This window comes from Rheinheimera lutimaris (assembly GCF_013283795.1).
Lineage (GTDB): Bacteria > Pseudomonadota > Gammaproteobacteria > Enterobacterales > Alteromonadaceae > Alishewanella > Alishewanella lutimaris.
The window spans coordinates 1-26,541 of sequence record NZ_JABSOD010000002.1; the positions used below are offsets into that span (position 1 = coordinate 1).

The 26,541-nt window shown below is 49.6% G+C and carries 24 protein-coding genes; 12 read left to right on the top strand and 12 right to left on the bottom strand.

What is annotated here, in order from left to right:
* Nucleotides 1-48 precede the first annotated feature (48 nt).
* Complete coding sequence (locus HRH59_RS01560) at nt 49-3,174, bottom strand: efflux RND transporter permease subunit (RefSeq protein ID WP_173499522.1); 3,126 nt, start codon at nt 3,172-3,174, stop codon at nt 49-51.
* A 2-nt stretch (nt 3,175-3,176) separates the two neighbouring features.
* The gene (locus HRH59_RS01565) at nt 3,177-4,229 is read right to left on the bottom strand and encodes an efflux RND transporter periplasmic adaptor subunit (RefSeq protein ID WP_173499523.1); all 1,053 of its coding nucleotides are present in this window, start codon (nt 4,227-4,229) and stop codon (nt 3,177-3,179) included.
* Nucleotides 4,230-4,464: 235 nt separating this feature from the next.
* Between HRH59_RS01565 and HRH59_RS01570 the strand changes: the two genes are divergently transcribed.
* From HRH59_RS01570 to HRH59_RS01585, 4 genes are all read left to right on the top strand, one after another.
* Nucleotides 4,465-5,127 carry a DUF2982 domain-containing protein gene (locus tag HRH59_RS01570; RefSeq protein WP_173499524.1) on the top strand — a complete coding sequence of 221 codons (663 nt, stop codon included), beginning with the start codon at nt 4,465-4,467 and terminating at the stop codon, nt 5,125-5,127.
* 59 nt (nt 5,128-5,186) lie between these two features.
* Nucleotides 5,187-5,522 (top strand): hypothetical protein, encoded by a 336-nt coding sequence (locus tag HRH59_RS01575; protein ID WP_173499525.1) that lies wholly within the window; start codon nt 5,187-5,189, stop codon nt 5,520-5,522.
* Between the two features lie 107 nt (nt 5,523-5,629).
* Nucleotides 5,630-7,288 (top strand): FapA family protein, encoded by a 1,659-nt coding sequence (locus HRH59_RS01580; RefSeq protein WP_173499526.1) that lies wholly within the window; start codon nt 5,630-5,632, stop codon nt 7,286-7,288.
* A gap of 99 nt (nt 7,289-7,387) precedes the next feature.
* On the top strand, nt 7,388-8,149 hold the full coding sequence (locus HRH59_RS01585; protein ID WP_331460141.1) for a DUF2884 family protein: 762 nt from the start codon (nt 7,388-7,390) through the stop codon (nt 8,147-8,149).
* Between the two features lie 30 nt (nt 8,150-8,179).
* Here the strand turns inward: HRH59_RS01585 and HRH59_RS01590 are convergent, their stop codons facing one another.
* The 4 genes from HRH59_RS01590 to HRH59_RS01605 form a co-directional block, all read right to left on the bottom strand.
* Complete coding sequence (locus tag HRH59_RS01590) at nt 8,180-9,235, bottom strand: succinylglutamate desuccinylase/aspartoacylase family protein (protein WP_173499527.1); 1,056 nt, start codon at nt 9,233-9,235, stop codon at nt 8,180-8,182.
* Nucleotides 9,235-10,152: a 30S ribosomal protein S6--L-glutamate ligase gene (rimK, locus tag HRH59_RS01595; RefSeq protein ID WP_173499528.1), complete on the bottom strand. Its 918-nt coding sequence runs from the start codon at nt 10,150-10,152 to the stop codon at nt 9,235-9,237. The genes HRH59_RS01590 and rimK overlap by 1 nt, the downstream gene beginning before the upstream one ends.
* A 131-nt stretch (nt 10,153-10,283) precedes the next feature.
* Nucleotides 10,284-11,633 carry a magnesium transporter gene (mgtE, locus tag HRH59_RS01600; RefSeq protein WP_173499529.1) on the bottom strand — a complete coding sequence of 450 codons (1,350 nt, stop codon included), beginning with the start codon at nt 11,631-11,633 and terminating at the stop codon, nt 10,284-10,286.
* Between the two features lie 30 nt (nt 11,634-11,663).
* Nucleotides 11,664-12,638, bottom strand: coding sequence for a magnesium transporter CorA family protein (locus tag HRH59_RS01605; RefSeq protein ID WP_173499530.1), 975 nt, complete (start codon nt 12,636-12,638; stop codon nt 11,664-11,666).
* 180 nt (nt 12,639-12,818) lie between these two features.
* Between HRH59_RS01605 and HRH59_RS01610 the strand changes: the two genes are divergently transcribed.
* The 8 genes from HRH59_RS01610 to HRH59_RS01645 all read left to right on the top strand — a co-directional run bounded on the left by HRH59_RS01610 (nt 12,819) and on the right by HRH59_RS01645 (nt 21,442).
* Nucleotides 12,819-14,666, top strand: coding sequence for a cytochrome c/FTR1 family iron permease (locus HRH59_RS01610; RefSeq protein WP_173499531.1), 1,848 nt, complete (start codon nt 12,819-12,821; stop codon nt 14,664-14,666).
* A 95-nt stretch (nt 14,667-14,761) separates the two neighbouring features.
* Nucleotides 14,762-17,020 (top strand): hypothetical protein, encoded by a 2,259-nt coding sequence (locus tag HRH59_RS01615; RefSeq protein ID WP_173499532.1) that lies wholly within the window; start codon nt 14,762-14,764, stop codon nt 17,018-17,020.
* Between the two features lie 10 nt (nt 17,021-17,030).
* Nucleotides 17,031-18,752, top strand: a complete 1,722-nt coding sequence (locus HRH59_RS01620) for a toxin-antitoxin system YwqK family antitoxin (RefSeq protein WP_173499533.1) — start codon at nt 17,031-17,033, stop codon at nt 18,750-18,752.
* A 56-nt stretch (nt 18,753-18,808) separates the two neighbouring features.
* Entirely contained in the window at nt 18,809-19,273 is a 465-nt protein-coding gene (locus HRH59_RS01625; protein WP_173499534.1) for a methyltransferase family protein, read from the top strand.
* Nucleotides 19,274-19,293: 20 nt separating this feature from the next.
* Entirely contained in the window at nt 19,294-19,845 is a 552-nt protein-coding gene (locus HRH59_RS01630; RefSeq protein ID WP_173499535.1) for an AAA family ATPase, read from the top strand.
* Nucleotides 19,846-19,860: 15 nt separating this feature from the next.
* Nucleotides 19,861-20,220 carry a Rap1a/Tai family immunity protein gene (locus HRH59_RS01635; protein ID WP_173499536.1) on the top strand — a complete coding sequence of 120 codons (360 nt, stop codon included), beginning with the start codon at nt 19,861-19,863 and terminating at the stop codon, nt 20,218-20,220.
* Between the two features lie 104 nt (nt 20,221-20,324).
* Nucleotides 20,325-20,855, top strand: a complete 531-nt coding sequence (locus HRH59_RS01640) for a DUF2569 domain-containing protein (RefSeq protein ID WP_173499537.1) — start codon at nt 20,325-20,327, stop codon at nt 20,853-20,855.
* A gap of 50 nt (nt 20,856-20,905) precedes the next feature.
* Entirely contained in the window at nt 20,906-21,442 is a 537-nt protein-coding gene (locus HRH59_RS01645; protein ID WP_173499538.1) for a DUF924 family protein, read from the top strand.
* 54 nt (nt 21,443-21,496) lie between these two features.
* Here the strand turns inward: HRH59_RS01645 and HRH59_RS01650 are convergent, their stop codons facing one another.
* The 6 genes from HRH59_RS01650 to HRH59_RS01675 all read right to left on the bottom strand — a co-directional run bounded on the left by HRH59_RS01650 (nt 21,497) and on the right by HRH59_RS01675 (nt 26,532).
* Entirely contained in the window at nt 21,497-23,347 is a 1,851-nt protein-coding gene (locus HRH59_RS01650) for a DUF885 domain-containing protein (RefSeq protein WP_173499539.1), read from the bottom strand.
* A 117-nt stretch (nt 23,348-23,464) separates the two neighbouring features.
* Nucleotides 23,465-24,619, bottom strand: a complete 1,155-nt coding sequence (gene hemW / locus HRH59_RS01655; RefSeq protein ID WP_173499540.1) for a radical SAM family heme chaperone HemW — start codon at nt 24,617-24,619, stop codon at nt 23,465-23,467.
* Nucleotides 24,620-24,622: 3 nt separating this feature from the next.
* Nucleotides 24,623-25,225: an RdgB/HAM1 family non-canonical purine NTP pyrophosphatase gene (gene rdgB / locus HRH59_RS01660; RefSeq protein WP_173499541.1), complete on the bottom strand. Its 603-nt coding sequence runs from the start codon at nt 25,223-25,225 to the stop codon at nt 24,623-24,625.
* 10 nt (nt 25,226-25,235) lie between these two features.
* On the bottom strand, nt 25,236-25,658 hold the full coding sequence (locus tag HRH59_RS01665) for a DUF4426 domain-containing protein (protein ID WP_173499542.1): 423 nt from the start codon (nt 25,656-25,658) through the stop codon (nt 25,236-25,238).
* Between the two features lie 41 nt (nt 25,659-25,699).
* Nucleotides 25,700-25,996, bottom strand: coding sequence for a DUF167 family protein (locus HRH59_RS01670; protein WP_173499543.1), 297 nt, complete (start codon nt 25,994-25,996; stop codon nt 25,700-25,702).
* Complete coding sequence (locus tag HRH59_RS01675; protein WP_173499544.1) at nt 25,993-26,532, bottom strand: YggT family protein; 540 nt, start codon at nt 26,530-26,532, stop codon at nt 25,993-25,995. The genes HRH59_RS01670 and HRH59_RS01675 overlap by 4 nt, the downstream gene beginning before the upstream one ends.
* Between the last annotated feature and the right edge of the window lie 9 nt (nt 26,533-26,541).

A 26,541-nucleotide genomic window follows, 5' to 3' on the forward strand; every position in this document is an offset into this window, starting at 1 on the left:
ACGCAAAGCCACCTCCTATGGAGGTGGATTTTTACTCAGTGAGCTACATCAGCCCGGATGCACCTCATCAGCAGCATGCTCATCCGGTGCTTCGTTTTCCAGTTTATGCAGCTTTTGCTCTAAGCGCTTGGGTGAGCCGGTATTACGTGCGATAACCATATAGGTTACCGGTACTACGTAGATTGTCATCAGTGTCGCCAGAGCTACCCCTGAGAAAATGACCATACCAATCACCATCCGGCTTTCTGAACCCGGGCCACTGGCGACTATCAGCGGTATGCTGCTCATTGCGGTAGTAAAAGCGGTCATCACAATCGGCCGTAAACGCTGGGTCGCAGCTTGTTGAATAGCTGTGCTGAACTCTACCCCTGCGTCACGCAACTGGTTAGCAAACTCAACGATTAAAATACCGTTTTTCGCTACCAAACCAATTAACATCACCAGACCAATCTGGCTGTAGATATTCAGTGTCATACCACTGAAATATAAACCGGATAAGGCGCCCACCAGGCCCAGCGGCACCGTGATCAGAATCACCAGCGGATGAATAAAGCTTTCAAACTGAGCCGCTAATACCAGATAAGTGATTACCAGGGCAAGGATAAATACCATCAATGTAGAGCTGCCGCTTTCCTGGAACAGCAGCGACTCGCCTTTGTAATCTATGCCTACCGTGTCCTGAATTTCGGTTTTTACGATATTTTCCAGGTATTCCAGTGCTTCTCCCAAGCTGTAACCCGGCGCCATACTGGCGGTCAGCGTAATGCTGCGCATCCGGTTGTAGCGGTTTAAGCTGGACGAGGTAGCTTCTTCGCGTAAGGTAACCAGGTTGTCTAACGGGATCAGCTGGCCTGAAGTTTCAGAGCGCAAGTACACATTGGTTATGCTACCAGGTTCGGCAAAGTCTTCATCCAAACCTTCCAGAATGACATCATATTCTTTACCGCGGTCAAGGAAAGTGGTGACACGCCGGCCACCCAGCATCGCTTCTAATGATCGACCTATTGCACCGACAGATACACCAAGATCACCGGCCCGTTCGGTATTAATTTCTACCAGTACCTGGGGTACGGTTTCTTTATAATCATGATCCAGCATCAGAATGTTGGGGTTTTCTGCTGCTTTGTTGATCACAATATCACGCCAGCGGGCCAGTTCTTCATAGGTGTTACCCTGCAGCACAAACTGAATAGGCCGGCCGCCGCCGCCACCGCCGCCCAGGCCACTGCGCATAAAGGTAAAAGCACGAACATCAGGAATTTCATTCAGTTTCTGGCCTACTTCGCCCATTAATTCTTGTGTACGGCGCTTACCGTTATGCCAGTTCTCAGTGCCGACAATGGCCACGCCACCGCTGTTACCCCAACCTGGCACCCGCACCAGCAAGCGGTTGAATTCACCATCGTGGTAGTAGGGCAGCAATACATCTTCAATCAGGCGCATATTACGACTGTTGCTGGTGTAGCTGGCGCCTTCTGCCGGGCTCATCATAACAAAGAAGGTACCGCGATCTTCTACCGGTGCCAGTTCGCCCGGCAGCAGTTTTACCAACATATAGCTGGCAACAAAGCACAAAGATACCACTATCATGACCGGCCAGCGGGTGGCACAGACAACATTCAATTGGCGACGATAAGCATTTTCCAATTTGTGAAAGGCGGCATGCAGCCATAAGCCAAGCTTGGTTTCCCGTTTTTGGTGGGTAAGTAATTTGCTGCAAAGCATAGGTGATAATGTCAGTGCCGTAACACTGGAAAAGGCCACTGCGGCGGCAATGGCCAGTGCAAACTCGGTAAATAATTTGCCAAGCTGTCCTTGCATAAATACCAATGGCACGAATACCGAAATCAATACCAGCGTGGTGGCAACTACGGCGAAGCCAACTTCGCGTGCACCGCGGTAGGATGCCACTAACGGGTGCTCTCCCAGCTCAATGCGGCGATAAATGTTTTCCAGCACGACGATAGAATCATCTACTACCAGGCCGATAGCCAGAACCATCGCCAGTAAGGTAAGCAGATTAACCGAAAAATCCAGTGCAAACAGCACCGTAACGGCCGCCACCAGTGCTACCGGTACCGTTACCGCCGGGATAAAGGTAGCGCGGATATTACCTAAAAATAAGAAGATAACGATAACCACCAGCACCATAGCGATGCCCAGGGTGTTATATACTTCTTTAATAGACTCAGCGATAAACAACGATGAGTCGTAGCCCGGTTCAATAGTGGTACCGTCCGGTAAGGTGGCCTTTATGCGCTCCATTTCAGCTCGGGCGTTACGCACTACTTCCAGCGTATTGGCTTTGGACTGCTTGATAATACCGATACCGAGCAAGTTTTTGCCATCGCCGCGAAATTCGCTTTCTTCGTTTTCAGCGGTTAGCAGTACGTCGGCGACTTCTCCTAAGCGCACCAGGTAGTTATTGTCGCCGCGCTTGATAACCAGCCGGCGAAAGTCCTGTTGTGTTTTGTAGGTACGCACCACACGCACGGTAAAATCACGTTCGGTTGATTTAATATTTCCGGCCGGCAGCTCAACGTTCTCTGCGCGCAGCACCGCTTCAATATCCTGCACGGTGACGCCGCGCGACGCCATGGCATCGCGGTCCAGCCAAATTCGCATGGCATAATCGCGTGAGCCACCCAGCTGCAGACGGGCTACACCATCGACCACGGAAAAGCGTTCGACAATATAACGGTCAGCGTAATCCGTCAGTTCCAGCGAGGTCATGGTTTCGCTGTTTAACACAAACCATGCGATGGTATCTTCATCATCGCTGGCTTTGGACACTTCCGGTGGGTCTGCCTGGTCCGGCAGGTTGTTCAGCGCCCGCGACACCCGATCGCGTACGTCGTTAGCCGCAGAGTCGATATCGCGTTCTACATTAAACTCAATGGAGATATTCGAGCGCCCGTTGCGACTGGTAGAGTTAATATTTTTAATACCTTCCACACCGCTGATACGGTCTTCCAGCAGTTGGGTAATTTTGGATTCGACAATTTCTGCCGAGGCACCCGGGTAGTTGGTGCTGATACTGACAATAGGGGTGTCGATATCCGGGTATTCGCGCAGTGGCAGCATGCTAAAGCAGACAACGCCGAATACAATCAGCAGTAAGTTAACAACCGAAGCAAAAACCGGGCGTTTAACCGAGGTATCAGATAACCACATAGTTAACCCCCGACACGGTTAATAGTGATGCCGGAGCGCAGTTTTTGAATGCCTTCTACCACCACTTCGTCGCCTTCTTCCAGACCGCTGAGGATCTCTACCCAGCCGGGCTCGCGTTGGCCGATGGTTACTTCGGTCTGAGATACGGTATTGTTTTCATTTACGCGATACACAAACTGTTTTTGTTGCTGCGGCACCAGTGCTTTTTCGGAGATTTGCATCGCAATGCGATTATCCAGCTCTAGTTTGACATTTAACAACATGCCGGGGCGCAGACGCACGTCGTCGTTAACCAAAGCACCATGCACTGTTACCGTGCGGGTTATCGGATCCAACCGGGTATCAATAGCGCTAACCTTACCGGCAAAGCTGATGTTGCCATAGGCAGCATTAGTTACGGTTAATGGCATACCTGGTTTTATGTCTGCCAGGTAGTGTTCTGCCACACTGAAGGCTACCCGCAGAGTGCTTAAATCATCCAGCGTAGTAATAACGGTACCGCTACTGACATAAGCGCCTTCGCTTACCTGACGTAAGCCCAAATAACCGGCAAACGGCGCAGTAATAGTCATCTGAGCCAGTTGTGCTTTGGCACTGTTTAACTGTGCCAGGGTGGTGTTTACGCGGGTAATCTGTTCATCCAGCAGTGATTGTGCCGTGGCCTGAGTGTTCGCCAGATTTTTTAACCGGTCTAACTGGCGTTTTTGTTCGGCCAGAATACCTTCCAGTTCTGTTACTCTGGCGCGCTCGTCTACATCCTGTAATTTGGCAATCACTTCGCCACGTTTAACTGCTTTACCTTCGCGAATGTTCAGCTCGCTGATAAAGTCGCTGGTAGGGGCTATTAACTGGATAGATTGATTAGCAATGCCGGTACCCAGCGAATTTACGCTGCGGATCATCGGTTTGGTTTCTACTTTAGATGTGCTGACGGCAACAGCGGCTGTCGCACGACGGTTGTCAGTTTTTTGCCCCGGTAGCCAATATAAGTAACCGATAAACACCAGCAGAGCGATTAAGATCACCCAAATTAATTTTGAATGTAGTTTTGCCACAGTAACCCCGGGTAATACCTGATTTAAATTTCTGCCTTATTGTATGGAAGAAACTGCACATTAGATTCCCTGTTATCGCAGTAGCAGCGGTGTTGGTCGATTAAGGCACGCTGTTAAACCCGGTTAGCGGCACAATTCTGCTTCACCGGGTTGGCTTATTTAGCGACACAACGCTGAACTATTGGACAAAGCGTGCCATCATAATTGGTAATTGAAAGCTTGGGGTATAGTCCAAATGCAAGAGGTCAGAATTCAGGGCCCGGCCAGCAGGGGTGGTGCGAAACTTATGTTACTCAGTGCCCTTGTACTGCTGTCACTGCTGTTTGGGTTGATATGGGTACAGCAGCTTGGCGTAATATATGCCATTGCTCTGGTTGCCGCTTTGTTGGGGCTTTTCGCCGGCTGGGCTAAATTGGCTGAACCACAATATTTCCTGCAATATGATGACAAAGGCGTTTGTTATTGCCATCGTCATGGCAGTTGGCGTTTGCCGTGGCAGAGTTTTTTGTATAGTGGTGTACCGCAGTATCAACAACAGCGCCTTGGCTATATCGGCTTTAAAGTGACTGATTACGACAGTTTTCTGGCGCATTTACCGCTGCGCCTGGCGGTGCGGATTATGACAGAGCAACGTGCCCTATACATAGAAGCCGTGCGGCAAAGCTGCAGCAGTGGCCAGTGTGCCAGTGAATTTCTGGCAGAAAGCAGCCGGTTTTGCACAGCTCAGCAGCAATATAGCGGTATTAAAGCCGCGTTTGGCTGGCGCATGCAGCACTTATCTGCTGCAACCGGTTTTGACATTTTTGTACCGGTAAATTTTGCTGAAAGCGATAGCGAACATTTGTGTCGGCAGATTAATCAGGCCCGGCTACAATTAATACAAAATACAGTCACCTAGACACTCTGGGCTGTCTGTATCATAATATTGGCATTATCGGATATTACGTAGGCTAGTGAATGAATAATTACGAAAAACCTTATTTGGTTAGTGGTCGTAACACACTGATCCATAAAAATAAAAAATTGGATTTAGTGCTTGTGAATGACGACGATGATCCGACAGTCATCGTTACTCGGCATGGTGTTAAAATTTTTACTGAAAGCGTACCGGCCAATCGTGGTGAAGCAAAAGACCGTTATATGGAAGTGGTAGATATCTCCAGTTCAGATGTATTTAGTGAAGTTAAGACATTATTGTTTATTCAGGCGATTAATAATAAAGAATACAAAGTAGATTACAGCAAAAAAGGTACAGATCTGTTTATCCGTATCCATCAGGAAAACTATATTTGATGTTTGCTGCTGTATTGGCCCTGCAACCCCAAACAGAGCTTGCCTTTAGCGCGGTTATTTGTTTCATTAGTTGAGCTTTCTTGCAGTAATCAAAAGTGTGATGCCTTATGCAATTTACCGAGCACAACAATAGTATAAAAATAACCGTGCCTGTCACCTCAGACGCGTTAAGCGCTGATGTCGTAGTAACGTCTCTGCAGGCTGCCGGTTTTGGCCGCTGCTTGGTTATTCAGGACCAAATAACTAATCTGTTGGTAGAATATCAGCAAATTCAAATAAAAGTTAAAGAGCAACTGCAACCGGAAGGTACTACCTTAACTTATCGTATAGCGGAAAAACGTGATGCTGAACTCAGCTTTGATATTGCCGACGATGCTATGTCTGCTGCTGCAATTATCACTGCCGCCTGGGGCGGTGCTCCGGTATCGGCAAATTCACTGGTGAAAGGTGCGCAGGAAGCCGGCATAGTGTTTGGCTTTAGTAAAGAACACATCATTAAGCTGGTAACCCACGCCAGTAAAGCTGAACCCGGCAGTAAGGTGAAGTTGGTAATTGCCCGTGGCCGGGCGGTGGTCAACGGCGAGAATTCGCGCTTTGAAGCGCTTATTGCTGATATGGAAAGCCGGCGTAACAAGCCGCTGCTGCAATCCGATGAAAAAGCCGACTTACGTGATTTTGGCGTAATACCGGCTATTCGTGCCGGTGAGCCTTTAATGCGTCGTCATCCGCCGACAGCCGGTATCGATGGTATGACGGTTACCGGTACCGCTATCCAGGCCGTGCCCGGCCAAAGTATTGATTGGAATGTTGCCGAAGGCAGTGAATTATCAGCAACCGACGCGGATTTACTGCAAGCTGCACGTGACGGCTTACCCAGAGTTATTGAGCACGGTGCTACAGTAGATGAAGTATTTACTGTGAAGAATGTTGATTTAGCCACCGGACATATTATTTTTCGCGGTTCTGTGGTGGTAAACGGCGATGTTACCGAAGGTATGAAGGTTATTGCCGGCGGCAATATATTTGTTAAAGGCTTTGTTGAGGGCACGTTGATTGAGGCCGGTGGTGATATTAAAATCGGTGGCTCGGTAATTGGCCACCAATTACCAACCGCAGAAAAAGACAGCGAATACAGCACCGAGCTAAAAGCCAAAGGTGATATTCAGTGCAATATTGCCCAGTATGCCAGGTTGTCGTGTGATGGTAATGTGTATGTTAATAAACAGATGATGCACTGTGCTGTTGCTGCTGCGAAAGTATATGCCGGCCCTGAAGACAACCCGAATGGTAAATTAATCGGCGGTTATTTTTATCTGGATTACGGTATCTTTACCGGCAATTTAGGCGCGCCGTCAAGCAGCAACGTATTGGTGGAACTTAACCGGCAGATTGACCCGATAGCCGAAAAACAAGACGTATTGCGTGCCAGCATTACTGCAGCCAAAAATGATATGCAAGATATTCGCGAGCAGCTGGAAAAGCTGAAAAAAATTGAAGGCAATGCTCAAATTGAGTTGCGCCGGCAAGAGTTGCAAAGCGAGTTTGATGAACATAAAAGCGTCGCCCTCGCGCTGATTGAAGATGTGAAGCAACTGGAACAGCAACGTAAAGAAAAGCTGGCGGCTACGGTTATTGTGGTACGCCAACAGTTGTTTTCTGCGGTAGAGGTGCACTTTGGCAAGGATGTGATGCGCAGCCGGCGGGAGTATGGACCGTCTAAAGTGTTGTTGGTTGATGGTAGTCCTGCTATTGAACCTTTCTTCTAACGTTGTTTCGACAGTTTGCAGCTTAGCTGCGGCACGGCGTAATGCGTTAGCTGCTTCGCTGGCTTAAGCTGTAAATGATCAGGTAGCCGGACACAAAGTGTGAAACGTTTTTATTTGCTGTTAATACCGTTATTTACCCCCTTGCTGCAAGCGGCAGAGTGCAATATGGCTTTTGCGCATGGTATTTTGATAGCGCCTGAACATATTCGTATTATGCAAAATAACCGCACCCATGTGCAGATCAACGCTGACAGCCAACTGTTTATCCGCGGCGAATGGACCACACTTAATGCAGAGGATACCGCTTTATTACAGCGTTACAGTCAGGGGTTACGCAAGTTTGTACCGGAAATTGTTAGTATTGCCGTAGACGGTGTTGAGTTGGGCTTATCCGGTATTGAAGCGATGTTTACCGGTATCGGCAGCGAAGCACAGCAAGCGGAGTGGCGTGAGTTGGTAAACGAGACCACGTTTCAGTGGATGTCGCGTTTTGTCCGCACCAACGAGCATTTTTACCTGGCACCGCAGAGTCTGAATGAGCTTGATTATTTCTTACACGGAGAACTTAAACCGCAGTTAGATAATCTTGCCCGACATACTGTCGGCGCGGTGTGGGGGGCGTTGCGTGATGCATTACGCCACTCTGATAATAACTTTGAACGGACAGACAATCAGGAGTGGCAATCGGTTGGCGCCCTTGTCAATAAGATAAATTCCGGGCTGGATGCCAAAGCGGTAGAGCTGGAAGAGAAATCGGCGCTATTTTGTCAGCGTATGCAGGCACTGGATAAAATAGAGCTGCAATTGCATCAGCGGGTACCGGCGTTATTACGATATGATGTGGTGGCCCAAAAAGACTAGCCAGAGCACCATATTGTAACCGTCGCCGGCTCAGACTACGCCGTACTCTTCACCCAGCACCGGTGGCATCGCGTTATCCACTTCATCATTGATGGCATCCACAGTTTTTTCAGCCTCCTCCAGCGAACTGACTTCAGCGACATGAAACAAGGCTTCGCCTTCATTCACCAACGGCAGGTTGTTGCGGCCGATAACGATACCGTCAAAGCTGGCATGTACTGCCACTTCAAAATCAGAGTAGGGCGAGTAGATATGCGCCAGCACATCGCCGGTTTTAACCGTTTGCCCCAGCCCGACATAGTACCGGGCTATGCCGTCATGCTCGGCCCGTACCCAGCTACTTTTCTTTGAGAATAATGATTTGGTATTCGGCCGTCTACGTCCTGCCCGCAGCATGCCTAAATCGGTCATTACATTTAAAATACCGCGAACACCCACATTAATAGATTGCTCGTCAAAGCGCAGTGCTTCGCCGGCTTCAAACAGTAAAATGGGGATGCCAAGACTATTGGCTGTACCGCGCATAGTGCCTTCGCGGCTGGCGGCTTTAATAATAATGGGCGCGTTAAACACTTCTGCCATGCGTAGTGCTACCTTGTCTTTAGCGCTGGCTCTTACCTGCGGCAGGTTGGAGCGGTGAATAGCGCCGGTGTGCAGATCTATGGCATGACTGCAATTTTGCAGAATTTTATCGGTAAACTGAAACGCCATCCGGCTGCCCAACGAGCCTTTTTCACTGCCGGGAAAGCTGCGGTTTAAATCGCGCCGGTCGGGCAAATAGCGTGATTGCTGCACAAAACCATAGGTGTTCACTATAGGTACTACTATCAAGGTGCCTTTGAGCTGATTCAGTCGTGGCAGTTTCAGCAAGCGGCGACATATTTCTACACCGTTGATTTCATCACCGTGCAGAGCCGCAGTAACCAGCAGTACCGGTCCCTCTTTACGACCATGGATCACATGAGCACCGATATTCAGCTCAGTATGGGTGTACAGCTTACCAAAAGGAATATCCACTACCGCACGGCTGCCGGGTGGTATATTGCTGTTTCCCAGGGTAAAAGGTGCTCTGCTGCTGGTTTGCATTAGCCGGTTCCTTTGGTGTTCAGTTTACGCCGCGTTTTATGGCTGGCTACTTTTTGTTCCAAAAAGGCAATGCTCAGACTGGCAATATCTTTGCCGGTTGCCGCTTCTATGCCCTCGAGCCCGGGCGAGCTGTTTACTTCCATTACCACGGGGCCATGGTTAGAGCGCAGTAAATCAACCCCGGCCACATTTAACCCCATGGTTTTGGCTGCCCGAATGGCAGTGCTGCGCTCTTCTTTACTCAGCCGCACGACAGAGGCCGAGCCGCCGCGGTGCAGGTTAGAACGAAATTCACCGGCTTTGGCCTGGCGTTTCATCGCAGCTACCACTTTGTTACCCACCACAAAACAGCGAATATCGGCGCCGTTGGCTTCACGGATATATTCCTGTACCAGAATATTCGCATTTAAACCCATAAAGGCTTCAATCACGCTTTCGGCAGCGGTGCGGGTTTCAGCTAACACTACGCCGATGCCCTGGGTGCCTTCAAGTAACTTGATTACCAGCGGTGCGCCGCCAACCATGTCAATTAAATCGGGGATATCACCCGGTTTGTCGGCAAAGCCGGTTACCGGCAAACCTATGCCCTGGCGTGCCAGCAATTGTAAACTACGCAGTTTGTCCCGGGCCCGGCTGATAGCGACTGATTCATTTAAGCTGTACACACCCATCATTTCAAACTGACGCAGCACCGCCGTGCCATAAAACGTAATAGAAGCACCGATACGCGGTATTACTGCATCAAACCCGGTCAGCACTTCACCTTTGTGGTGAATAGAAGAATTGCTGCGGTTGACATTCATATAGCAGGCCAGCGGATCAATAACCTGTACCTCATGGCCCAGAGCTGTTGCGGCTTCCACCAAACGTTTGGTGGAATACAATTCTGCGTTGCGCGATAAAATCGCAATTTTCATGCGCTCTCCGATAAGCGGTGATTTCAGCCGCTATTGTAAAAGTGTCTGCGCCTGAAGGCAGCAACAATACTGCTGTTTAAACTAAATAATTCTGTTGCTTTTCCATGGCTGTACAGCTGTTGCCGGCCTGTCTAGGCCAGCAAAAATAGCGAGCCCAGGCCGAGAAAGGCAAAAAAACCGATCACATCGGTAACGGTGGTTAGGATCACCGAGCCGGATAAGGCAGGGTCGATGTCCAGTTTTTCCAGCCAAATCGGGATCAGTACCCCGGATAAGGCTGCCACCACAATATTAATCACTATTGCCATGCCGATAATGCCGCCGATAATCCAGTCGTCAAACCAAAAATAAGTAATAACGGCGATGACCAGTGCCCACAGCACGCCGTTAATGGCACCGACGCCCAGCTCTTTGCGCAGCAGCGTCATATAGGTTTTCGGTGTGATTTGCTCCAGCGCCAGGCCGCGGATCATCAGCGTTAAGGTTTGGCTGCCGGCAATACCGCCCATGCTGGCGACTATCGGCATTAACACGGCCAGCGCTACGACTTGTTGCAGCGTAGCCTCAAACAGGCCAATGGTCCAGGCGGCGAGAAATGCAGTTAACAGGTTGATACCCAGCCACAGCGCCCGGCGTTTGGCACTGTTAAATACCGGCGCGAATAAGTCTTCCTCTTCGTCTAAACCGGCGGTATGCATAAATTGGCTTTCCAGGCTGCGGCGCACGTTTTCCAGCGCCTCACCAATCGATAAACGGCCCAGTAGCTTGCCTTCGGCATCAGTTACCGCCAGTGCGGTGTAGCCGGAGCGCGACACAATGTCTGAGCCCTGGTCCAGCTCCATCGCGCCTTCTACCACGGGGGCATCATCATCGATAAAGGTTTCTACCGGTAAATGGCTACCCAGACCCAGCAGTTGGGTTGCATGCACCAGGCCGACATAACGGCCGGTGCGGTCTACCACAAACAAGGCATCATGATACTCCGCATCTTCTGCAAGTTGACGAAACAGACGGATAGCGTCGCGTACCTTAGCATTCTTGTTAATAATCAACATATCATGGTCAGCGTAACGGCCACATTGGTCTTCGTCATAGGCCAGGGCGGTATCCAACCAACGGCGCTGGCTTTCATCCAGCCGTGAACAGGCGTAGTCGTAGATGCGCTGTGGTAATTCGTCCAGCAGCTCAATCAGATCATCAACTTCCATGCCTTCAACCAGACTGCGCAGTTGCTGTTCGTCCAGTTGTTTAAAGATGTTTTCCCGCGCGTCCGAGCGCATATAGGTTAGCGCGGCGACCTGATCTTCCGGATGCAGGCCCAGCCAGGTGCTTACCCGTTGTTCAACCGGCATTGCCTCCAGTGCTATGGCAATTTCTTCCGGTTCCAGTTGGCTTAGTTTGTCGCTCAGTTGTTCAGCTTCATTTTCATCAAAGCTGTCGCGAACAATTTCTTCAATATCCAAAGCCTGGTTTTCAGCCATATACAACTCCCTGGTCCGTGCTGATGGCAGTTACCACCAGCCGCGTATTTTAAACCAAATCAGCCCGCCAATGCCGCCTAACGCCATTGCAATTAATACCATAAAATAGCCATTAGGCATTTGCAGCTCCGGCATGTAAATAAAGTTCATGCCGTAGATACCGGCAACAAAGGTCAGCGGGATAAAAATGGTGCTGACAATAGTTAATACTTTCATGCGCTCGTTAATCTGATGCGATGTTGTCGATAAATAGCCTTCCACCAAATCGCTGAGCTGATCGTAATATAAATCGGTCATACTATGCAGTCGTTCAAACTTTTCGTAAAAATCGCGGATATCGGCTGTGCTGAAATGACGCAGCAGCGGGCTTTGTTCTTCATACATAGCGTCGGAAAAAATGTCTTTCTGATACGCAAGGTTACGATTAATTTTACGCAGCACCGAGCGGTAACGCATTATACGAGACATATATTCGTCATTGCCGCGGTGTAGCATAACATCTTCCAACTCGCTCTGTTCATCCTCAAAGTTAATCAGTTTTTCCAGGTAACTGGCCGATACGGCCAAAATAAGTTGCTTTACCCAGTCGGCTATAGCGCCGGGTGTCCCGTTACTAAGCTGGGGCTCAAGTTGTTGCAATAAATGCGGGTTATGACAATGCATACGACTTATTAGTATTTGTTTTGAATACAACAAGTTAACCTGGGCGCTGCCGCTGTATTCAGCAAAGTCGGCATCGGCATAGCCGCGCATAATAAGCAGGCTGAATTCCGGTTGCGCTTCCAGTTTTGGCGGGTGACGCTGGCGGCTGAAATCTTCCGCCAGGGTTGGCGCGATAGCAAAATGTTGCAATACTTGTTGTATCTCTGCTGCGTTGGCGTCGTTCAGGTTAATCCACAGTCTGGCATCGGCCGGCAATACTGTTGTCACATGAGATGGTAGCTGTGTAGCGGTAGTTTGCTGCCAACTGTTGGTTTCCGGTTCAAAATAGCTAAGTAAAATCATACTGTTTCTCCAACTTCAGCTGGCTTTAACGCTTATGGTACAGCATACGCATAAAAGCCGGTTACGGGCAAATACGCCGGGAAGAGCATTTTTTACGTCGATTGAAGCAATAACATACGGGACCTGCAGTTAAAAATCGTTATAATGCGAATCATTCCTTTTTAAAGCTTGAGTTGTCGCATGAAAAAGCTGTTGTTGTGTTTATTACTGGTTGCGTTACCCGGACAGGCATCTGATTCTTTAATTCAATTAATTGAATATATTGGCGCAGATTATAAAGAAGCGGTGCAGCAGGGCAAAGTAGTTAATGCTGCAGAGTTTGCTGAGATGCAGGAGTTTGCCGGCCTTATTCCGGCGCAACTACCCGCCGGGCATGCAGAGCTGCAGCAGCAGGCTGCACAGTTACAGCAAATGGTGGCAACACACGCAGATGAGGCACAAATTCAGCAGCTGACAGCCGCTATGCGTAAAGCGGTGATTGCAGCAATGCCGGCAGTATCGCTACCGCAACAGGTGCCGGACCATGCCCGCGGTAAAGCGCTGTATCAGCAAAACTGCGCAGTTTGCCACGGCAGTAGCGGCGCCGGCGATGGCCCTGCCGGCAGTGCACTGGACCCTGCACCAACCAATTTTCAGGAAACCGCGCGCTACAACGCCCGCAGTTTGTTTGGCTTATTTAATACCATTAGCCTGGGTGTGGCTGACACCGGTATGGCGTCTTTTGCCCATTTGGATGCTCAAAGCCGTTGGGATTTAGCCTTCTATGTTGGTGCCATCGCCGCAGAGGATACCGATGTCAGCGCGCTGGCACCGGCACTGATAACGCAATCGGCTATCAGTGGTTTGCTTACGGCGACACCAAACGATATGCAGCTTGCTGCCGGTGAGCAGGGCGCCGCGCAGATGGCATTGTTTCGCCGTGAACCGGCGCAGTTTTTTCATGCCAAACAGCTGTCGCCACTGGCTATTGCGCAGCAACAGCTGCAACTGGTACAGCAACAGGTACAACAACAGCAGTATGCTCAGGCATACAACCATGCGGTCGCAGCTTATCTGGATGGTTTTGAGCTGATAGAGAACAACCTGGCAGCAGTAGACGGAGCATTAAAAGACCAGATTGAACAACGGATGTTGCAGTTACGCCAGTTGATAAAGCAGCAAGCTGATCCTGTCGGGTTAGAAGCCGAGATCAACACTATACAACAGCTGTTGCAGCAGGCGCAGCAAGCACTGGATAGTACCGAACTGGCCGGTGTTAACGTATTTTTACTGGCGCTACTTATCTTATTGCGCGAAGGCCTGGAGGCACTGTTAGTTGTGGCCGCCATTTACAGCGTAGCGGTAAAAACGGAGCAGCCACAATTAAAACGCTCTGTGCATTATGGTTGGATAGCGGCATTGGCATTAGGCGCATTAACCTGGGTACTGGCCAGCTTTGTTATTACCATTTCCGGCGCCTCGCGCGAGCTGACCGAAGGTTACACGGCGTTAATTGCTGCCGCCATGCTGTTTTACATGGGCTTTTGGATGCACAGCAAAACCTCCGCTGCACAGTGGCAGCAGTTTATCAGCCGTCAGGTAAGTAAAGCCATGACATCAGGTGCCTACTTTGGCCTGGCGTTGGTGGTGTTTTTGGCGGTATACCGCGAAGTATTTGAAACCATCTTGTTTTATCAATCGCTGTGGTTGCAGGGCGGTAACGCACATCAATTTGCCTTTGCCGCTGGCATTGCAGCAGCATTGCTTGCTTTGCTGGTGATCGGAGTCGCGTTGTTTAAATTTGCGCTTAAACTGCCGCTGAAAACCTTTTTTGGCAGCACAGCACTGCTGATGATAGTGCTGGCGATGGTAATGGTCGGCAAAGGTGTAATGGCACTGCAGGAAGCCGGCATTATGGCGGTAAGCCAATTGCAGTTGCCGACAGTCAGTTGGTTAGGTATTTATCCGACCATACAGGGCATTACCGCACAGCTGTTAGTGCTTGCTCTGGCATTGGTATTGCTTTGGCGTAGCAAACAACAGCAGTAGTTGCACAACGTAGATTTTTTAAGGTAAAGCATTTTATTTACATGTAATTAACGGGCATAATGCGGCGCTTTATAGTTTAGATACAAGGAACAACCATGAAGTATCTGGTTAGTGCCGCAATATGTTGTTGGCTATCGGCCTGCTCTTTTGTCGATGCGGACGTCGAATTCAATCCTGACCAAGGCGAAGAGCGGCGTTATCAGGTATACAGCAGCGCAAGTATGACACTGGATACCGGTCGGCGCACGGAAACCCTTAACACCACATCGCATCAGTTATTGCGCTACAAGGTAATTGAAACCGGCAACAACAGCCGGTTTCAAGTGCATGTTGATTATCTGCAGATGCGCGATGGTCAGGGCAGCGGCGTCAGCAGCACCGCCCCGGCTGCACGCAACCCCCAAATGCGTGCTATTTTTTCACAAGGTTTTGAATTTAATGCCAATTTGCGCAGTGGTAGCGTAACCGGCTTTAGTGCGCTGAATAAGCCGGTGTGGCAGGCTTTGCTGGCTGAACGTGGTGCTGAACTGGAGCAGGAAATGAAAAAACTGTTCAGTTCATCGGCTTTTCTCAGCAAAATTCCGGCGAAATCCGGCGCCATAGTGCAACTACCGGCGTATCAGGGCCGGGCCGACGCAACGCTTACTGTGCTGCAGCTCACAGACACACATCTGCTGGCTAAAGTAGAAAGTGAGCAGGCTGACGGCAAATTTTATGGCCATATGCTGCTGGAGCGTAAGCGCGGCTGGTTAGTGCGGCTGGCACTGATCGCCGAAGCACCGTTTGAGCGCTACGGTTATAACGGCACTGTGCGTAGCAATGTGGTGATGCTGGAGCAACAGCCACAAACAGCAGATCTTAGCCAGCGCTTTAACTTTGAGCATGATTTTCCGGCCTTTGAATATGAAACACTACCGGTTTTAGCGTTAGATGACGTCAATAAGGCCTTGTCGCAACAGACGGTATTTCCGTTTGATGCCGGTTATTTTCAGCAACAGGACCATCAGTTACATCTGGTATATCAGCACGATTTTACTGAACCGGTTGCTGCTGGGGAGCTTCGCTTAAGCAACATTATTGCCCGTAATGCTGAGGGTATTGCGCTGCCGTTGCAGTTGGGCGCTATGGGCAGTTACAGCTACCCTGAGCAGGATGGTTTATATAAATCTGTGCGACAAAACCTGCTGCTGGGCTGGAATGCACCGGATGAATTGTTGCAGCAGGTTACGCAGTTTACTGCTACCGCTGAATATAGCGCCGCCAAGTTGGTGCCGCTTAGCCTGACGCCGGATCCAGCCAAAACGGTGACAGCACAGTATGAAGATTTACAGCTGGAATTATCTCCGGTGCCGGGCGATCCGCTCAGTTACCGCCTGGTCAGCCGCGGCAGTGATAAGCACTGGCTGCTACAGCGTTATGACGGTGCCGAAGGTGCCACCGTGCAGTTTGCCCGGCCACAGCTTGCCGCACAGCAGAGTGCGGCGCCAGATTGGCTCAGCACGCAAGAGCAAACTATGCTGGCGCTGGCATCTTCAACACATCACGAGCGCATCGTGCTGTTTACTTTTAAACAGCTGCCACCGGCGCTGACGCTGTATGTTAATGCCGTGTCTGACGATAGCGTGTTTAGCAAAGAGATTACCTTTTGGCCGGTTGCTCAATACGAGCAAAATGCGGCTTATCCGCCGGCGCATGAGCAGCTGTTGTATAACGAAGACAACTATGACGGTTTTTATGATGAGTTTAAAGACACCGCGCCGGCGCAGCCCGATCCGGCTTTGCTTGAGCCGCAAATAGTTAACCGTTACGGCTTAAGCCTGCAGCTCAGTGCAGAGCAAGCTGCCGTCTGTGCAGTAAACATTAGTGAGGCACCAAAGGTAAACGGCCATAGCCTGAAGTGGACCCGGCTTAAAAGCAGCAACAACCTCAGCGGTTCGCCGGATAAACATGCCCGCTATCAATTGACTACGGCCGATGGCATCCGGCGCAACTTTTACGATATCAAGGTAAGCAGCAGCTTAAACTGCACTGGCACACCACAATGGCAAGCCGTTGATTACCAACCGCAGCAAAGCTGGCTGATCGATATCAACCAGTTGCCGGGGGTCGATACTGAGCAAAGCGTGGCAGAATTTATGCAACGTTACCGCTTTTTAAATGCAAAGGGCCTGGCGTTAGCACCTTTAGTGTTGCCACACCAGATTGATGATTTTTATCAGCAACCGTTGCAGCAGATATTACACAACGGGCGTTGGTTTGCTGTGTGGGGCCGCAGCCAGGCTATTGAGCAGCTTAGCGTAAGCGGTGAGCCGGTTAGTAAGCAATGGCACAGCCATTTTCCGGCTTTACCTTAAGGAGCGCTTGATGAAAGCCATTTTACAGCTCTGTGCGCCGCTGCTGATGCTTAGCTTATCGTTTAAGCTGGCGGCAGAGCGCATCTTACTTGATCAACAGTGGCAGCCTTCTGATATGCCGGGCGAAGTCATGTATTACATTAACCAGCCGCCGGCAGAGCAAAACGGCGTTTGGCCACTGCAAGTGTTTCACCTGTCAACCGACAAGCCATTGTTTATCGGCAGTTTAAATGGTCCTGATTTAAACGGGCATGATATTGTCGGCGATTTTGAATTTTTCTATGACAATGGTCAGTTGTCGCGCAAGGGCAGCAGCGATGCCAAGGCTAATTATCAGGGACTGCACCGCCATTATTGGCCGGACGGTACACTAAAAGGCGAATATCAGTACCAAAACGGCCGGTTAAACGGTGAGCAGAAAAGCTATTATCAAAACGGCCAACTGCAGCGCCATCAGCAATGGCGAAACGGCAGCGAGTTTGGCTTGGCAGAAAGCTTCCATGCAGACGGTCAGTTGGCATCACGCCGAACCTATGGTGCTGATGGTATAGAAGGGCTGTATGAAACCTTCCATGACAATGGCAAGCCGGAGCAGAAAGTTAACATGCTGGCCGGTAAATATCAGGGCGAACGGTTGTATTGGGCTAAAGACGGCTGGCTGTTCAGTCAGGAATATTATGTTGATGGTAACAAGCATGGTGAACAGCGCACTTACCAGGCAAAGGGCATTTTACGTGCAGTGGAAAATTATCAGCATGGCAAACAAGTAGGGTTGCAGCAGCATTTTAATGGCCCCGGGCTATTAGCTGAAGAGCAGCAGTATGATAACGATGGCCGTGAGATACAGCGCATTAAATATGACAACAAGGGTAAGGTAACAGTACAAGTTGATACGCAGTACAAGGTTGGCGGCGAGCTTATCACAGAGCAGCACTTTAATGATGCACAGCAACTAAGTTACAAATATCAGCGTGACAACAGCCGTGACTGGAGCCTGCGTGAACGGTTTAATGATGCCGGTGAACTTACCGGACGTGAAGAGCTGATAAAGTATCAGAACCAGGGGCTATATATTGGCCCTGGCTGGGGTGATGCAACCAAACGGCTAAACTATGTTGACGGTAAAATGCATGGCCCTTATCGTGAAGAGTCAGAAGATGGCAGCAGCATAGTCAGCGGCCAATACCGGCAGGGCATTAAAGTAGGAAAATGGGTGTCAAAAACCGCGGATCTAACCCTGACAGAACAATTTAACCAGCAGGGGCAACAAGAGGGCGCACAAACAGAAGTGGCCGCTGACGGTACGGTAATAAAGCAAGAGTACTACAAAAACGCTAAGTTGCACGGCGATTATCTACAGCGTGGTTATGATGGTCAGTTGCAGGCCAAAGGCCGCTATATCGACGGCCGGCGCGAAGGAGCCTGGCAGCTGCAAGATGCCGATAGCCAGTACCGTGCAGAATACAAACTGTGGCGGGGCAATTATAAAGCCGGACACCAGGTGGGGCATTGGCAGGCATTTTCTGCCAACGGCCACTTACTGGGGCTGGCGCAATATGATGATAAAGGCCGGTTGCAGGGCAAAAGCTACAGCTTTCACGAAGATGGCAGCCTGATAGAAAGTGACGAGTATCTTGATAACGTGCGCCATGGCCGCTCAGTGTATTACCAACAAGGCGAGCCGGTTTCGGTTTACCGCTATTTGCATGGCAGCCTTGTTCCGGCAGAATAAACCCTTTTTGTAATGTCGGTGTTATTACCCGTCGGTAAGTTGTAAAGGAGTAACACATGCAATGGCTTGAACTACGGTTACCGCCGCTAGCCCTGGTAATAATATGGGCCGGCGCCATGTGGCTGCTCGCAACTGCCAGCCCGGTATTAGCCATTGCGTTGCCGGCGGCTGTTGCTGTAGCCTCCGTTTGTGCGTTGGCCGGCGCTGCCATAGTGCTGGCTGGGGTTTATGCGTTTAAACAGGCCTGCACCACGGTAGATCCGCGCAATCCGGATAAGGCGGAAACGCTGGTAGTAGCCGGCATTTATCGGCTAAGCCGTAACCCGATGTATCTGGGCTTTTTACTGATCTTGCTTGGCTTTGCCTGTTACCTGCAGCATATGCTGCCGTTTTTGCTATTGCCGCTGTTTGTGCTTTATATCAACCGCTTTCAAATCCGGCCGGAAGAGCGTTATATGCAGCAAAAATTCGCTGCTGACTTCAGCGCTTACTGCGCCAAAGTACCGCGCTGGCTGTGTTAGGTAACTCAAGGAGGAATGATATGAAGTTTGTGATGATTTACGGCCCATCCGGCATCGGAAAAGAAAGTGTGGGTCGTGAACTGGCAAAGCGAAATGGCTGGCACTTATTCCCGCAACATCTGGCTTTTGACATTGCTTGCGCTGTTGTTGGCTTTGGCAATAATGGCTTTGAGAAATACCAGCGCAAAATTTGTATGGAGGCGTTCAGAGCGCTGATTGAAAGAAATGTTTCTGGCATTGTATTTACTTTCTGTTATGTGTACCCGGCCAGCAACTATTTTATCGATGGCCTGTTTGAGCTACTGAAAGAGTTTGGAATCGAGGCAGATTTTGTCCGGTTGTCCTGCGATTTTAATGAGCATGTGCGCAGAGTGACCAGTGAAAGCCGGAAAAATACAAACAAGATTCAGTCCAAAGAATACCTGGAAAATTATCTGAGCAGGTTTGATTTTTCAGTAGATATTGCCGGAACAAAAACATTCGACCTGGACAACACTGAACTAAATGTGCAAGAGTCGGCGGTTGAAATTGAAAGAAGTATTCACGAGTTCGCACATATTCGTGGGGAATGAGAAACAGGGGGAACTATGATTAAGTTTTTAACGATATTTACGCTTATCTTTCTGATGGTGCAAAATGCACACGCAGACGGGAAGCAGTTGTCCAACTATTGCCAACTGGCACTTGATATCGGTGCGGGTATCGATAAAGACAAAATCGAGAGTATGCACGCTGGCTACTGCATTGGTTTTATTGGTGGTATAACTGACTTAAATACCATAATAAAAGCAGGAAGTGGAACAGGGTTGTTTTGTATCCCTACCGATATTGGGGTAGAAGATAAAATAAAGACAGTGGTGTCGTACATAGAAACTAATACCAAGTCACAGTCAGAACCTAATGCTGGTGCAGCTCTGGCCGCATTTATTAAAGCATATCCTTGCTGATAGAATATTTCTGATTATCTGTTTCAATCAAGGCTCTGAAATGTGCAGGGATTATTGCCCGGAGTCCTTTTGGCAGTTTGTACATATATATTTATGGAAAAATCATGAGTGGAAATAGCGATTTACAGGGGCTGGGTGGTTGGTTGATTCTTGTGGGCATTGGAGTGATAGTCAGCCCTTTTCGTCTGATACTTGAAATGGGTCCACTGTTTTATTCGCTGTTTACAAATGGCAGTTTTGAATACTTAACTACACCAGGTACAGAGGCATACCATGAGTTGTGGTGGCCGCTTCTGATGTTTGAACTGGTTTTTAATGTGTTAATGCTGACCGCGGCTGTTGGCTTAATCTATCTGTTTTTTTCGAAGCACTATCTTTTCCCCAAAGCCTATATTGCTGTTGCCTTGATTTCCATAATATTTATCCCTCTTGACGCTTGGTTTGGCTCATTTGTCATTACTGACGAACCTATGTTTGATCCTGAAACAACAAAAGCATTTGTTCGGGTATTAATCGGCGCGGCGATATGGGTGCCATATATGTTAGTGTCCGAAAGGGTTAAAGCCACTTTTGTTGAGCATTTACCGGGGGAATTACAGCAGCAAGACACCAGTGAAGCCAGCACTTCTGCTTAAAGTTGGCTGCAGGAATTATATCTGATAATTAACACCACAAAGAGGTCATAATGTTTAAAGACGTACTCACTTTTTGGTTTAAAGAATCAGATCCCAAGCAGTGGTGGGTGTCGGAGCCTGGCTTTGATGCGCAGATTAAACAGCGTTTTTCAGCGTTGTTGCAACAGGCTGCGGCGGGGGAGTTATTTAGCTGGCGCGAAAGTGCCGCCGGGCGTTTAGCGGAAATTATCGTGTTGGATCAGTTCTCGCGCAATATCTATCGTAATACTGTTAAGGCTTTTGCGCAGGATGCTATGGCGCTGGTGCTGGCACAAGAAGCCGTGGCAGCCGGAGCACTGGCTCAGCTTAATGCTGATGAGCGTAACTTTTTGCTAATGCCCTACATGCACAGCGAGTCGCGCGCTATTCATCAGCAAGCCGAAGCGCTGTTTAAACAGTATGCCCCGGAGAATAATTATCAGTTTGAGCTAAAGCATAAAGTGATTATTGATCGTTTTGGCCGCTATCCGCATCGCAACGCTATTTCAGGCCGCGCTTCGACAGCGGAAGAGCAGGCGTTTCTGCAACAGCCGGGTTCAGGTTTTTAGTATTAAAAAGCCGGTCAATTGACCGGCTTTTTTGTGCTGTTCAGCGATACGCTATCAGGCTTGAGTGGCGACGATATATTCGTCTACCAATTGCTCTAACACATCCAACGGCACGGCGCCGTTTTTCAGCACTACATCATGAAACACCCGGATATCGAATTTATCGCCTAACGCTGTTTTGGCTTTTTCGCGCAGTTCAATAATTTTAATCATACCGATTTTATACGCCGTGGCCTGAGATGGCATCACGATATAACGCTCGATGGCTTTTTCCACTGCAGTTGGCGGATTAGGCGTGTTATCCAGCAGGTACTGAATAGCCTCTTCGCGGCTCCACTTTTTCGCGTGAATACCGGTATCAACCACTAAACGGCAGGCACGCCACAGTTCCATGGCTAAACGGCCAAAGTCGGAGTAGGGGTCCTGATACAGGCCAATTTCTTTTGGTAACAGTTCAGTGTATAAGCCCCAGCCTTCAATATAGGCAGTGTAGCCACCAAAGCGGCGGAACTTGGGCATATCTTCCAGCTCTTGCGCTATTGCCAGCTGCATATGGTGGCCTGGTATGCCTTCATGATAGGCCAGTGCTTCCAGTTCATACTTGGGCATATCGCTCATACGATATAAATTGGCGTAGTAAATGCCCGGCCGGCTGCCGTCCATCGATGGCTGTTGGTAAAACGCTTTACCGGCACTTTTCTCACGAAACGGCTCAACGGCTTTCACTATCATTTCTGCTTTGGGTTTAAGCAAAAACAGCTGGTCCAGCCTGGAACGCATGTCGTCGATGACGGCGGTAGCTTGCTCTAAATAAGCGGCTTTGCCTTCTGCCGTGTCAGGGTAGTAGAACTGCTCATCGGTTTGCATAAAGTTAAAAAAGGCTTTTAAATCACCGTCAAAGCCGGTTTTAGCCATAATGGCGCGCATTTCGCCATGAATACGGGCAACTTCATCTAAACCGGTTTGATGAATTTGCTCTGCGGTTAAATTGGTCGTGGTGGTGCGCTGTAACGCATTGTTATAAAATGCTGCACCATCTTTAAAGCGCCAAACGCCATCATCGGTACCTGCTTGTTGTTCCAGGCCTTGCAGGTAACGGATCAATGAGGTGTAGGCCGGTTTTACGCTGGTAAGCAGCGCCACTTTGGCTTCATCTAACAGTAGTTTTTTTGCCTGGTCGTTCAGCGTCAGCTGGTTTACTTTTTTCGTGAAATCAGCCAGTAAGGTGCTATCTTCGCCATCGTCAAACGGGGCGCCTTTAATCACGTTTTCACTGGCTGAAATCACCAGCGGAAACACAAATTTTGGTGCGATAATGCCCGCCGCGGCACGGTTTTCCAGTTGTTGTTGCAGTTGGTTAAACAAGGTTGGCACGGCATTTAAGCGGGCAATATAGGCCTTGGCATCGCTTTCGTCGCTGATAGTATGCTGGTTGATCAGCAGTGAAGGCACCTGCGAATGGGTACCAAACATTTGATTAACCGGGTAGCTGTATAAACGCCATTTCGCATCGTCCAGCGTTTGCTGCAGTTCTTGTTGCATCAGCAGGTAGCTGACACGGCTGTTGTCGTCCAGCTGTTCTGTATCAATGGCTTGCAGCATGGTGAGATGCTGACGCGTTAAGGCCAGGCCGGCTTCAAAGTGTTCGTCAGATAAGTCCTGCCACTTGTCGTAGTCGTCTTTAATACCCAGCCGGGTCAGTTGCACCGGGTTGCGGCGGATATTGTCCATAAAAATTTGTTCAAACAGCGCGTTGGCTTTTTCTGACTCAGTTTGCGTGCTGGCGACAGTTGCCGCCGCCGTTTGTTGCGGATGCTCGTTTTGTTGCGGGCTGCAGGCGGCCAGCAGGGCAATGCTGATAGCAGCCGGCAATAGCGCCAGCCGTGTAAAGGTGGTTTTTTTCATCGTGATACCTGTGGTTTTAGTTAGAATAGTTAACTTATTCTACCCGCCTGACACTGGATGAAAAGGTAAAGTATCGCGCTGCTATGTTAATCAGCCCCGGATAAGCGCGGGGCAATATTAAATAAACAGAGTAAGTAAGTCATTCAGATAGCGCGCACCGTGGTCGGTAATTTGCCAGTGGCTGTCGGTTACCGTCAGTAACTGTTTTTGCTCTGCCTCTGCAATAGCGCTGCTGATATTGCTCAGCGGTAAGCCGGTGTAGGCGGTAAAGTCGGCCTTCGGGCAGGGTTCAAGCAGCCGGAAGCGATTCATAAAAAACTCGAACGGCCGGTCTTCTGCTGCGACTTGTTCGCGGCTGTCCATATAGCCGCGGCTGATATCCATATAGCCTTTAGGGTGCTTAATTTTTACCGTGCGTAAAATAGCATTGCGTGAGGGCAGGGTAATTTTACCGTGCGCGCCACAGCCGATACCTAAATAGTCACCGTAGCGCCAGTAATTCAGGTTATGCCGGCACTGCTGACCGGGTTTGGCGTAAGCAGAAATTTCATACTGGCGGTAACCATGTTGTGCCAGCAGCTCAAGGCCTTGTTGCTGAATATCCCACAAGGTATCGTCCGGCGGCAGTATTGGCGGGCGCGACGCAAAGGCGGTATTGGGTTCAATGGTTAACTGATACCAGGATAAATGCGGTGGCGCCAATGTTATTGCTTGTTGCAAATCGGCCAGGGCGCCGTCGATATCCTGGCCCGGCAGGCCGTGCATAAGATCCAGGTTAAAGCTTTGCAATGGCTGACTTTTCATTAGTGCCGCGGCAAGCTGTGCCGCGTGTACTGCTTCAGCGTTGTCGTGAATACGGCCCAGCGCCTTTAGCTGCGCCGCTTGAAAGCTTTGCACACCAATAGAAAACCGTGTTACGCCGGCAGCAACATAGCCGGCAAAGCGCTCTGCCTCTACGGTACCGGGGTTAGCTTCCATGGTGACTTCCATATCGGTATCACAAGGTAAGCGTTGCTTAACGCCGTCGAGTATTTGGCCAATGCCCTCAGCAGAGAAGACGCTTGGGGTGCCACCGCCGATAAAAATACTGCTGAGACTGCGGCCGTTAACCAGCGACAAGTCCTGGTCTAAATCGGCCAGTAAGTGGGCTATGTATTCCTGCTCCGGTATACCTTGTTTTACGGCATGCGAGTTAAAATCGCAGTAAGGGCATTTTTCAATACACCAGGGAATATGGATATATAACGCCAGTGGCGGTAACCGCAGCGCCACGGCTTAAGCCTGCAACTGTGTAAGCTGGCTGACCAGCTGTGCCAACGCTTTACCACGATGGCTCAGTTGTGCTTTACGCTCGCGGCTCAGCTCTGCACTGGTGCAGCCCTCTGCTGCGATATAGAACACCGGGTCGTAGCCAAAGCCGGCACTGCCGGTGGCAGTAAGGCTAATTTCGCCGTGCCAAACGCCATGGCATACCAATGGCGTAGGATCTTCGGCGTGGCGTAAGTACACCAGCACACAATGAAACTGCGCGCTGCGCTGCGCTTTGGGCACGTTTTGTAAAGCCTGCAGCAGCTTCTTAATATTATCGGCATCGCTGGCGGCTTCACCGGCATAACGTGCCGAGTAAATGCCAGGTGCCCCGCCTAACGCATCTACTGCCAGGCCGGAATCATCAGCAATGGCTGGTAATCCTGTAGCCAGCGCGGCGTGGCGCGCTTTAATAATGGCGTTTTCAATAAAGGTCAGCCCGGTTTCATCAGCGTCGCTTACCGCCAGTTCGCTTTGCGGTACTATCTGGTACTGCAACGGGGCCAACATCTGTGACAGCTCTGCCACTTTGCCCTTATTGCCGGTGGCAAGTACAATTTTGTTTGTCATAAGTTTTTGTTTAATCTACGTAGAAAGTTTGTTCAAACGTCAGCTGTTCGGTGTTGTTACCGCTGATGATATTAATACTGAAACTGAATCGTTGTTCATGATGAAATGGCAGTTGTGCCAGATAATACACCGCATCGCCCTCGGTTACTTCGCTAAACTGTAAGGTACGTTGCCGGCCGGTGAGATCTTTGGCAATGCCGTTGATTGCCACCTTTTGCGCTTGTTGTGTGGTTCTATCCAATACTGAAATATTAATAATGCCGTTGTATTTACTGCGCTGCAGTTTATATTGCAGCGCCACTTCCGGTGTCAGCAGCGCAGCCGGAAAGGCAATGTAGTGTACATCCCAGTTACCCAGTTGCTTTTTTTGCTCAGCGCCGGCGCCAAAGCTAACAGCAAGGCTCAGTAGCAGGGTAATAATAATGCGGTTCATAGTTCATCCCGGTTTCAGCTATGGCTGTTAAGTATAGTTACTCAGGTGTCTGTCAGTTGGTTTTCTATCAGGCGCGGTAACGTTACCGGCGACAGGATAAGTACGGTTTTATGCCGGCTCTGCTCACCTTTTTCAATCACGACCTGTGATTTGGCCACGGCAAAACTTTTGGCAAGAAACTTCTGCAAATGGCTGTTTGCTTTGCCATCTGCCGGCGGTGCGGTAATGGCGACTTTAATTTCATCGCCATGCAGACCTACCCAGTCATCGCGGCTGGCTCTGGGCTGAATATACAGCCTTAAGCGCAGTGTTGTACCGTTAAGTGTGGCTGCCGTCAAAGGCCCGGAAACCAGCTGCTGAATAAAATATTTAAAAACTGCAAACCTATCAGTACCACCAGCACTGATAAATCTAAGCCGCCCAGCGGTGGCAAAATACGCCGTATCGGCCGTAACAGCGGCTCGGTAAGTTGCAGCATTACGTTTTCTACCGGGCTTCTGCCCTGGCTAAACCAGCTGAGCAGGGCGCGGATCACTAAGATCCAGAACAGTAAGGTAAAGATTTCTTTCAGCAGGAAAATCAGCGACAAAATAAGACTTGGCACCAGCAATACCTGGCCGGATTGAATAAGTTGCAGGATCACCAGTTTGGCCAGCATTATGGCATAGGCCAGTAACAGAGTGGCGGTATCAAGACGGCCTAAGCTCGGGATAATACGGCGCAGTGGCAGTACCAGCGGATTGGTTGCCTTCACCACAAACTGGCTGAACGGGTTGTAAAAATCCGCCCGCACCAGTTGCAGCCACAGACGTAAAATAACCACCATCAGGTACAGACTAAAGGCAGTATCAATCAGAAATAGCACAGCTTGCATCGGGTTCTC